Source organism: Rufibacter sp. JT20002, from assembly GCF_056491185.1.
Genome location: NZ_JBSZJY010000001.1, coordinates 145,910 through 157,093 on the forward strand (window position 1 = coordinate 145,910; position 11,184 = coordinate 157,093).

General features: G+C 51.6%; 6 protein-coding genes. All 6 read right to left on the reverse strand.

The features are described 5' to 3' along the window. Positions 1-102 precede the first annotated feature (102 nt). The 6 genes from ACW9SV_RS00605 to ACW9SV_RS00630 all read right to left on the reverse strand — a co-directional run bounded on the left by ACW9SV_RS00605 (position 103) and on the right by ACW9SV_RS00630 (position 11,133). On the reverse strand, positions 103-3,078 hold the full coding sequence (locus ACW9SV_RS00605; protein ID WP_479554793.1) for an FAD-binding and (Fe-S)-binding domain-containing protein: 2,976 nt from the start codon (positions 3,076-3,078) through the stop codon (positions 103-105). Between the two features lie 180 nt (positions 3,079-3,258). Next, positions 3,259-4,416: a class I SAM-dependent methyltransferase gene (locus ACW9SV_RS00610; protein WP_479554794.1), complete on the reverse strand. Its 1,158-nt coding sequence runs from the start codon at positions 4,414-4,416 to the stop codon at positions 3,259-3,261. A gap of 417 nt (positions 4,417-4,833) precedes the next feature. Next, entirely contained in the window at positions 4,834-7,203 is a 2,370-nt protein-coding gene (locus ACW9SV_RS00615; RefSeq protein ID WP_479554795.1) for a TonB-dependent receptor, read from the reverse strand. A 234-nt stretch (positions 7,204-7,437) separates the two neighbouring features. Further along, the gene (locus ACW9SV_RS00620) at positions 7,438-8,724 is read right to left on the reverse strand and encodes an MFS transporter (RefSeq protein WP_479554796.1); all 1,287 of its coding nucleotides are present in this window, start codon (positions 8,722-8,724) and stop codon (positions 7,438-7,440) included. Positions 8,725-8,901: 177 nt separating this feature from the next. After that, entirely contained in the window at positions 8,902-9,957 is a 1,056-nt protein-coding gene (locus ACW9SV_RS00625) for a sugar phosphate isomerase/epimerase family protein (protein WP_479554797.1), read from the reverse strand. A 15-nt stretch (positions 9,958-9,972) separates the two neighbouring features. After that, on the reverse strand, positions 9,973-11,133 hold the full coding sequence (locus ACW9SV_RS00630; protein ID WP_479554798.1) for a Gfo/Idh/MocA family protein: 1,161 nt from the start codon (positions 11,131-11,133) through the stop codon (positions 9,973-9,975). Between the last annotated feature and the right edge of the window lie 51 nt (positions 11,134-11,184).

Here is an 11,184-nt window from a genome sequence, read left to right on the forward strand (position 1 = left end):
CTAAAATAGCTTTAGGCCCCTTTTCTCAGAAACAGATTTAAAACAGAACGCCCACTCTAAAGAGTGGGCGTTCTGTTTTAAGCTTATCGTATCCAGTTGAAATTAGTTTCCTATTATCTCTAATGCCTGCCACAGAATCTCTGCCGGATGCAGGGCTTTCTTAGCAGTCCCGTCTTTGATCTGGTGGCGGCAGCTGGTACCGGCCGCGGCGATGATGGTATCGGGTGCGGCGTTGCGTACGGCCGGAAACAGCACCAGTTCGCCAATCTGCATGGATACATCATAGTGTTCTTCCTCATACCCAAACGAACCGGCCATTCCACAGCAGCCTGAAGGGATCATCTCTACCTCATAGTTCTGGGGCAGAGAGAGGATCTTCTGGGTGGGCGTTAGCACCTGCAGGGCTTTCTGGTAGCAGTGCCCGTGCAGTTTGATGTGTTTCTTTTCCTGCGTGAAAGCGGCGGCAGTAATGTTTCCGTTTTCGGCTTCTTTCAGTAAAAATTCCTCTAAAAGGTAGGAGTTGGAAGCAACCTGTTGTGCCGCGGGTACCAAGTCATTCGGTACTAAATCCAGGTACTCATCCCGAAGCGTCAGGATGGCGGAGGGCTCAATCCCAATGATGGCCGTGCCACTAGCCATGGCTTTGCTCAGGAGCTGCACATTTTTAATGGCAATCTCTTTTGCGTCGCGCACCAGGCCTTTGGAGAGATAGGTACGGCCGCTTTCCAGGTGCTCCGGGATTTGCACGGAGTAGCCCAAAGCCGAGAGCAGCTTCACCGTGGTCTGGCCTATTTCCACGTCATTGTAGTTGGTGAACTCGTCGCAGAACAGGTAAATGGGCTTGCCGGCTTTTGCCGCCGCGTTCTCCTTCTGCCATTTCTTGAACCAGCTTCTCAGGGTGGTTTTGCCTACTTCAGGCAAGGAACGCTCCGGCGCGAAGCCTACGGTTTTCTTGATCAGCTTGCTGGTGACTGGGTTGCTGATCATGAAGTTGTAGACGCCTGGCACCACGGAGGCCAACTGCTGCATTTTGGTGAAGTTCCCTATCATGCGCGTGCGCAGCGGCACTCCGTTGGCATCATGGTAGTGCTGCAGGAACTCGGCTTTCATCTTGGCTACGTCTACGCTGGACGGGCACTCAGACTTACAGGCTTTGCAGCTCAGGCACAGGTCCATCACCTCTTTAATTTCCTTATGGTCAAACTTGTTGACTTTATCTGAATCGGTGAGGAACTGGCGCAGGATGTTGGCGCGGGCGCGGGTGGTGTCTTTCTCCTGGCGGGTGGCCATATAGCTGGGGCACATGGTGCCGCCGCTCACGTGCGTTTTGCGGCAATCGCCGGAACCGGAGCATTTCTCGGCCAGCCGCAGAATCCCTTCTTGCCGGGTGAAGTCAAACAACGTCTCTACCAGAATAATCTGCTGGGCTGGTCGCTCCTCATACCGCAGGAATTCGTTCATAGGCGGCGTGTCCACAATCTTTCCTGCGTTGAAAATATGCATCGGGTCGAAGATCTGTTTTACCTCTTTCAGCAGTTCATAGACCTCCTGCCCCAGGGCCTGCGGGATGAACTCGCCGCGCAACCGGCCGTCGCCGTGCTCGCCGCTAAGAGAGCCGTTATATTTCTTGACCAACTCAGTCGTCTCAGCCAAGACCTGCCGGAAAACCCGTTTGCCCTCATTAGTCTTGAGGTTGATCATGGGTTCTATGTGCAGCTCCCCGGCTCCGGCATGGGCGTAGTAAGAGGCCTGCAGTTGGTGCTTTTCCAGTACTTTTTGCAAATCTGCCACATAAGCGGGCAAATCCTCGGGGGACACGGCGCAGTCTTCAATCAGGTTCACGGGCTGGGTATCGCCGGGCAGGTTCCGGATCAAGCCGAGGCCGGCCTTGCGCACATCCCACACGGGTTTGGTCAACGCGCCCCGTACCACTGGATAGGCATAGCCCAGACCAGCCGCTTTCAGATCAGCAATAAGAGCTTCGGCTTTGTCGGTAATCTCATTTTGGGTGTCGGCCATGAACTCTACCATGAGCAGGGCCGCAGGGTCGCCCTCGATGAAGAAGCGGTTGGCGTCATAGGTGCGGTGGCCTTTGGTAAAGTCCATGATGTATTTGTCCACCAACTCAGAGGACATGGGGTGGTGCTTCAGGATGATGATGTTGGCCTCCAAGGCTTCCATTAAAGAATTGAAGTGCACGCACACCAGGCCTTCCTCTTTAGGAGGCAGCGGAATCAGGTTCAACTTGGCTTCGGTCACAAAGGCCAAGGTACCTTCCGAGCCCGCCAGTACTTTGCAGAGGTCCAGGGTAGTCTGCCCTTCAGGTCCGGCGCCCTCGTCTACCAAGAAGTCCAGCGCATAACCGGTGTTGCGGCGGGTCAGGGTCTTTTTGGGGTAATTCTTTTGGATGAGGCTGCGGTTCTGCTGGTCACTGATCAGGCCATACATTTTCCGGTATATCTCGCCTTCCAGGTTCTGAAGCGCTAGTTTCTGCTGCAGTTCCTGATGCGTCAAGGGCTTGAACTCGGCCTCGAAACCATCGCTCAGCAGCACTTTGGCCGAGAGCAGGTGGGTGCGGGTGTCTCCCCAGACAATGGAGTGCAAGCCGCAGGAGTTGTTCCCGATCATGCCCCCGATCATGGCCCGGCTAGCGGTAGAAGTCTCCGGCCCGAACAACAAGCCGTGCGGACGCAGGACCGCATTCAGGTCATCCCTGATGACGCCCGGCTGCACGCGCACCCATTGTTTCTCCGGGTTCACTTCCAGCACTTGGGTGAAGTACTTGGAGATGTCCACCACCAGTCCGTTGCCTACCACCTGCCCAGCCAGGGAAGTCCCTGCGGCCCTAGGGATGAGCGTGATCTGGTGCTGGTTCGCGAAACGGATTAACGCTTTCAGGTCTTCCTTTGTTCTGGGAATAGCCACGGCGGTGGGCATTTCCTGGTACACCGAGGCATCGGTGGCGTACACCCGCCGTTGGGCTTGGTGCAGGGAAGATTCTGCGTTGTAAAACAACTCGCCGGTAAGGGAAGCTTCAAGTTCAGCGAAGGTAGAAATGGAGGGGGCGGAAATCATCATTCAGAATAGATTGGACAGCAAAGATAGGGAGGTCTGGAAAGGAAGTCTAACGTAGCCGTAAGGTTTCCCTTAGAAGAAACAGTATTTACGAAGAGGTGGGTTCCCCCAACGTTTTCTTGTACCGGAACAGCTTGTTTTTGATGCTCCTTTTCTAAATCAGGATCAAAATGAAGAGGTAAGTTAAGCTTTGAATTTGATGCGGCAGGCATAGGTGAGTTTATAGACGACCTGTCCGGTTTTAGGATTAAGTAGGGTGATCTTACCTTGCTCCTTCAGCTTTTCAAAAGCAGTTAGGTAATTCTCTTTCCGGTAAGGTGTGCCCACGTTATGCTTTTCGTAGATCTTCTCCAGCACCATGCTGTTGTACACAGATGCATTCTGAAGGAGGTCTTCCACCAGATTCACCAATGAGAACTCCAGATATTTGGAGTATTCCGGCACCAATAACCGAACCTGTTTCAGGTTTGCCCCAAACAGGGGCACTCCGTCTTCCTGCATATCGGTATAAGGTAGCAATAGCTCCTTAAAACGAGTATGGGCCACATCACTGTCAGAGGCCAACAACAGGTAATAGCTGCTCTGGTCTTTGCCGGGTACGTTGATTCTGAACCTGGATGTTTTCAGCCCATTTTCGTGTAAAGCCTCTTCAAACACCTTCAGGGCAAATGCTTCTTTCTTGGCGGCATTGTTGGTGCGGGCAAAAAACGCTTTCACCTGAGCCAAGCGCTCTCCAAAGAAAACCTGCAGGCTGCTCAGTTTATCAGAAGTTTTCAGCACGGCGGCCAGCTTTTTATACTCAAACACCATAAGGAAATCTGATTTGGCTTGGGGCAGAGCTTTGAGCCATAGTTCTTGGGAGAACTTCGTAGAGAAGGGGTCCACAAAGAAAAAGCTCCGTGAGGTTTGGGCGAGTTGCTCCTCCAGATGCGGAACATTTTCAAGGAGGTGCAGGAAAACGGGTTTGTGTTGCAGGTCCTCGAAAAAAGGCAGTTCTTGGGTTAGTTGCGGGAGCGCGGCGGCAAGGTTTTTTTCTTTTTCATAAAAGAAAGGATGCACCACGCTGTTCAGGTCATAGCGCCCACCGGTACTGGCAAAAAGGGTTTTCAAGACCTTGAAGCAGGTAGGGCTTTTGGTTTCCTCCTGCGGGGCTAATCCCGCTAAAGCATCAACGTAAAGCACGTGCGTCACCGGGTTCTGCACCGCCAAAAGGGTTTCAGCCCAGATAGGGAAAAACTTCAGAAGAATTTCCTCCTTTATTTCTTCCGCACTTCTCTTTTGTTTGAAGAAGTCCTTGGGTTCGGTTTGGGCCACTGCGTCTTCTATCCTACTCACTAACATGTTTTAAGGTCTTGCAGAACCAAGACGGGGAATTTCATTTACTACGGCTTTAGTGCGTTTTACGTAGCAAAGGCTACACAAACCAGCTTTTGCTTTGGTCTCTTTTAAGCAAAACAGACCAAAAATAGCTAAATTTAATAGCAAAATACATAGGCCAATTCTCTTTTAGTTAGCTAAGACACTAGCAAAAAACACTTAATCTTTTAATTACCATGCTTTTACCTACCTTCATTTTTTTGGCAAAAAAGAAGGTAGGTAAAAGCAAGTTTCCCAGGATAAATTGTCTGATGCCTCCTTTTTCTTCATACTTAATTTGGTCCATCATAGATTAAAAAGGCCCGGAACAAACAATAGATGCTTGCTCCGGGCCTTTTCTAAAATTCAATTCAGGAACTACTTATCAGAAGGCTTTCTCTTCTAGAAATTTGCCCGTAAGGAGACGCCGTACGTAGCAGGGTTTCCTAAGCGGGCGGCACCGAAGTTGTAGGCGTAGTCAATGTATTTTTCGTCTGTCAGGTTTCTTCCCCAAAAGAATACTTCATACCGTTTGGCCTGCACCCCTACCCTCGCATTGAGCGTACTGAATCCTTCCTGAGCTAATTGATTGGCGACATCAAAATACTGTTTGCCTAAGTAGCGCCACTCGCCTCTGAGCACCAGTCTCAGGTTCTGGGCTTGGCCTAAACCGTAGCCGTACTGCAACGCCAACATGGAAGTCACGTCTGGGGTGAAGACCTGTTTCTTGCCGCTCCAGTTCACCTCTTCGCCGTCCTGGTTTCCGGTTAAGCGGGTGTATTCGGCATTAGTGTAACCAAAACTGTAGTTTGCCTCAAAGCCTTTGAACGGAGTCGCATTCAGTTCCAGTTCAACGCCTTTGCTTTCCAACTCGCCCACGTTGCGGGTGATGATGATGGCTTCAGGCAACACCAAGGTAGGTACCTGGGCATCGGTTACCTGGGTGTAGAAAGCAGCAATGTTCGCAACTACCCGGTTCTGAAAGAAGGACGTTTTCAGCCCAATTTCATAATTGTTGCTGTATTCTGGGTCATAGGCAAACAACGGCGGCTGCGACGGGTCTGAGGAAAGCTGCGTGATACCACCCGTTCTGAAGCCTCGGCTGTACGAACCGTACAGGTGGTAATCCTCGGAAAGGTGATAGGCCAAACTAGCTTTGGGTGAGAAAGCCTTGAAGCTTGCCTTTGATGAAGTATCAGGGAGTACTACGGTAGATTCCTCGCCATCCGGCTGAAACTCGCCTCTGACAGACTGTTTCCGGTGTTCGTAGTCATAGCGCAAGCCAGCGGTCAACTCCAGGTTGGATAGCAGGCGGTAAGTTCCCTGGCCGTAGAAAGCGGTTCCGTAGTTCTCGCCTTCGTTGATGTTGATGCTGGTAAAGAAAGGAAAAGGAGCCCCTACCATCTCGGCATCTTCCCCAAAATGGGTGCCTTGCTTCACCGGATTATCGTGGTAAAACCCATAAGCCCCGGCTACCCACTGCAGGGCAGACGATGAGGAAGCTGGCGATGAAAACTTGAACTCCTGGGTAACCACCTTTACTTTGTTCCAATCTTTGCCATAATCATTCACCACCTCTACACCATCAATAGGTGAGAAATCCCCGTCCAAGGGCCGGTCATACACCCGGTAATTTGACTGGTAGGCGGTCTGAGACGAGAAGTTGAAAGCTGAACCCGTGTGATTCACAATGAAAGACCCATTGAAGGTGTTGTCGATCATTTTGCCCGTGGCATTCTGGTTTACCTCAAACGGGTTGGCCAAGGCCTCCTCAATGCTGGAGGCCAATGGGAAAGCGCCCCGGTTCCGGTTGGCACTGTGCTTGGCATTTAAAGTAATGTTCCAGGCAGGGTTAATCAGGTACTTGAGGTAATAATTGCCCACGAACACGTTCTGTTCGTCAAAATCGGTGTTGTTGAAAGTGTTGGTGTAAAACCCATCCTGCTTTCTGAACAAGCCAGCGGCGCCTAAAAACAGCTTGTCTTTGATTAAAGGGGTTCTTACTCCCAAGCTGTAGCGCTGTTGGCCATGGTTTCCAAATTCAAGGGAGGCAAACCCGCTGGTGGTGTTGCCCGGTTGCCTGGTGATGATATTGATCACGCCGCCCATGGCGTTGCGGCCATACAAGGTTCCCTGCGGCCCACGCAAAACCTCAATGCGCTCCACGTCCAGAAGTTCTGGCAAGTAGGTGTCTAAAGTGAATTGGTTTACACCGTCAATGTAGGTGGCGACCGCCGGGTCGTAAGAAGTGGTGGCGATACCCCTGATGGAAGTCACGTTCCGGTTGTCGCCGGGATCAGAAGAATACATGTTGGGGATGATGGCGGTAATGTCGCGGGTGGTCCATAGGCGGTACTCCTGCACCTGCCGGCTGGTCAGAGCCGTCACGCTGGAAGGAACCCGCTGCAAATCCTCCTCCACTTTCTGGGCGCTCACCACTACCTCATCCAGCCGGGCGGCCGACTCGGTCAGTTGAAACACAATCTCGGTCTCGGCCCCTTGCACCCGGGCGGATTGCGTGGAGGTGGCAAACCCCAAGGCGCTTACCTGCACGGTGTATTGGCCTGCCGGAACCTCACTTAGCCGGAATTCGCCCTGGTTATCAGAAACTGCACTTAAATTGGTATTCAACAGCCTGATAGTAGCCCCGGCAATAGTGGCGGCGTTCCTGTCCTGAACTTTGCCCCGCAACGAACCAAAGCCCTGACTGTAACCGAAAGAAATACTAAGGAAAAAGGTAATGATACTAACTAAAGCGACTTTACTTCTCATAAAATTTTGTTAGGGTACTAGCAAGATACAGGTCAGCCAAAAGAAGAAGCAGCTTGATTAAGTTTTCCCTAATCAAGCTGCCTGCCGTATGTCTTCTTTCATCTGTTTCGGGGCCGTTTTGTGTAAACCAGCCCCGAAAAGACTCCTGATTGCAAATTTATTTTTCTTCTTAAATGCCCATCGCCTAAATAGACAAGGGTCATTCTAACAAAAAGGTACTAGGATGGAAATGGTCTAAGCAGCGGCGTATTTAGAATCCTGCACGCCTTTGTTTCTTCTGGACCGCATGTACAGGAAAAGCCCGCCAAACGCGAAAGCCAGGAAAATAGGAATTACCATTGTGGCTTGCAGTACCTCAGGCCCCGCTAGGTTCTTGGCGTTGTTCAGCACGGTAGCCATTTCAGTGCCCGGGGCAGCGGCTACGTAATCGGCCATGTTGGCCCCTGACGGTAGACGCTCGGTTACAATTCTGTCGTAGAAACTGCCCATGAAAACGGTGTAAATAGATACCGCGAACATGCCGGCTCCCCCCATCAGGTTCAAACCCAAGGCTCCGGATTTTGGGATGTTCTCCGCCACAAAACCAATCATGGTTGGCCAGAAGTAGGTTACGCCCAATCCGAAGACAATGGCCGCCAAAAAGATAGAGTTACCGGTAAGGGTGCTTAAAAGGTAGATACCCACACCTGCCAGAATAGCAGAGATAAACAATACCCCGGAAGGGCTTAGTTTATGCACCACTGGTTTTGCCAAACCACGGCCAATCACCATCACCCCAGTGGTAAGGGTAAGAATCAGCAAGGCGTTGTCGGTTACGTTCCGCAGGAGTACGTCAATCCACTGACCAGTGAACAGCTCTGTGATAGCGGTCCCGAACATGCAGATGAACATGAAGATGAACAACGGAGACAAAACCGCCTTGTACATGTCGGCGGTAGAGTAGCCCGAAGCTACGCGCTCGGTTACCGGGAAATCAAGTTTAGAGAACAGGAATCCGTAGATCAGGGTTGGGATCAACATCATCCCCACTTGTATCTGCCAGCCTAAGCCTATCTTTGTAAAGAAGAACACCAATAAGGTACCGATCACAATACCCCCTGGGAACCATAGGTGGAAGTAGTTAAGGCGAGTGGTTTTGTTTTCAGGGTACAAGGTTGCTACCAAGGGGTTACAGGCGGCTTCGACCGTACCATTAGCAATACCCACGAACAAGGTGGAGAGAAACAAAGTCCAATAGCCCTGCGCGAAAATGGTGAGCAAAATCCCCGCCAGGTGAAACACGAAGGCCGCCACTAACAAGCGCTTCATCCCAATCACATCCACTACAAAGCCTCCTATCACAATAGCCAGCGGGAAGCCCCAGAACGCCGTAGCGGTGATGGTACTCAACTCAGAGGCATTCAGCTGGAACTCTACGCCCAGTTGATTCAGAATTCCGGCCCTGATCCCGAAGGACAGCGACGTCACCAATAAGGCCAGACAGCTGGCCCAAAAGAGCTTAGATCGTTGGATATTTTGCATAGACTATGGTTTGTTAGAGGGTTTGGATGTTGTTAAAAGGTTGGCAAGCAGGAAAAGGTACTTGCGGCAGCCACTCTACGGAGGCTGTACTAGGGAAGTATTCCTGGAAAGCACTTCTCGGTTTTGCCTCTATTTTCAGAAAAGGCGCTGAAAAATGCTTCCCATGGTTTAGGTTGACTAAGATAAGCCCAGAATCTGGTTGTTCAAGGACTCATTCACGCCAGTGGCGGCAAAGTCGTCAAAGGCTTTCTCGGTTACCCTGATGATGTGGTCTTTGATGAAGGTTGCTCCCTCGCGGGCTCCGTCTTCAGGGTGTTTGATGGCGCACTCCCACTCCAGCACGGCCCAGCCTTTGTAGTCGTAAGCGGCTAGTTTGCTGAAAATGGCCTTGAAATCCACCTGGCCATCGCCCAGGGAACGGAAGCGGCCCGCACGGTTGATCCAGCTCTGGTAGCCGCCGTACACGCCCTGCTTTCCGGTAGGGTTAAACTCGGCATCCTTCACATGGAACATCTTGATGCGCTCATGGTAGTGGTCAATGTACGCTAAATAGTCCAGGCACTGCAATACAAAGTGCGATGGATCATACAGCAGGCAGGCCCGTGGGTGGTTGTTCACCTTCTCCAGGAACATCTCGTAGGAAATGCCGTCGTGCAGGTCTTCACCGGGGTGAATCTCATAGCATAGGTCTACGCCGTTTTCGTCATAGATATCCAAAATAGGCTTCCAGCGCTTGGCTAACTCCGTGAAACCTGCTTCTACCAAACCAGCCGGACGCTGCGGCCAAGGATATACCGTGTGCCACAGCAAGGCCCCGCTGAAAGAGGCACTGGCGTTTAACCCCAGATTCTTAGAAGCTTGGGCGGCATAGGTCAACTGCTGCACAGCCCACTCGGTTCGGGCTTTAGGGTTGTTGCGGTATTGCTCCGGCGCGAAGCCATCAAACAGCTGGTCATAGGCGGGGTTCACGGCTACCAACTGTCCTTGCAGGTGGGTAGAAAGCTCGGTGATCTGCAAGCCGTGGCTTTCCACTAAGCCTTTGATTTCATCGGCGTAGGTTTTGCTTTCGGCGGCTTTCTGCAAATCAAAGTACCCGGTGGCCCAGGTAGGGATTTGTACTCCTTTGTATCCTAAGCCTTTAGCCCACTCGCAGATGGACGCTAAGTCATTGAACGGGGGCTGGTCTCCTAAAAACTGGGCTAAAAATATAGCTGGTCCTTGTATTGTGGTCATTGTCTATGCTAGCTTCTAAATTGAGAATTCTACCCATTTATTTTCTGATTGCCCGGAGGAAATCACGTTTTCAATGAAGGCCATGCCGCGCACCCCTTCTTCAATGCCCGGGAAATCCAGCCATTCCGCTTGCGCTTCTTCGCCGTTGATTCTGGCTTTTACACACAAGGCGAAATTACGGTACAGGTTGGCAAAGGCTTCCAGGTATCCTTCGGGGTGCCCACCGGGCGTACGGCTGTTGTGCTGCGCGTAAGACCCTACATGGCCGGTACCGGTGCGGTAGATTTCAGCAGGTCTGTCCAGCCATTTCACCAGCAAAGTATTGGCAATGTCCTGCTGCCAGTCCAGCCCGCCTTTCTCTCCGTACACGCGAATTCTAATATTGTTTTCTTCGCCGGCCGCAATTTGAGTGGCAAAGAGAACGCCGCTAGCGCCGTTGTTGAATTTAAGCAGGGCTGCACCGTCATCATCCAACTGGCGGCCTTCCACCACCACGTTAATATCGGCGCAAATTTGGGTTACCTCCAGGCCAGACACGTACTCGGCCAGGTTAAAAGCGTGGGTTCCGATGTCGCCCATGGCACCAGCAATGCCGCTTTGCTTGGGATCGGTTCTCCAGGAGGCTTGCTTGTTATCGCCGCCTTCCTCAAAGGTGCTTAACCATCCTTGAGGATACTCTACATACACTTTTCTGATTTTGCCCAGTTTACCCGAAGCCACTAGTTGCCGGGCCTCTTTCACCATGGGGTAGCCGGAGTAGGTGTGCGTGAGACAGAAGAGGTTGCCGGTTCTTTCCACCACTTCCCGCAGCTCCAGCGCCTCGGCCAGGGAGAAGGTCATGGGTTTGTCCAGGATCACGTGAAAGCCGCTTTCCAAGCCCATTTTAGTTGGTTCAAAGTGCACGTGGTTAGGAGTCACAATGCTGATGACCTGCACCCGCTGGTCCTCGGGCAGGGCTGCTTCTTTTTCGTACAACTCCTGGTAAGAGCCGTACACTCTTTCGGGGGAAATGCCCAGCAACTCGCCGCTGGCTTTAGATTTCTCTGGGTTGCTGCTGAAAGCACCACAGACTAATTCGTACTCTCCGTCTATGCGGGCGGCAATGCGGTGAACGGCTCCGATAAAGGCTCCCTGCCCTCCACCTATCATCCCCAGCCTGAGTTTCTGGTTTGTCATTTTTTCCTGGTTTGTGTTTACTTATTGAAATAGGAATAATGGGTATCTTTT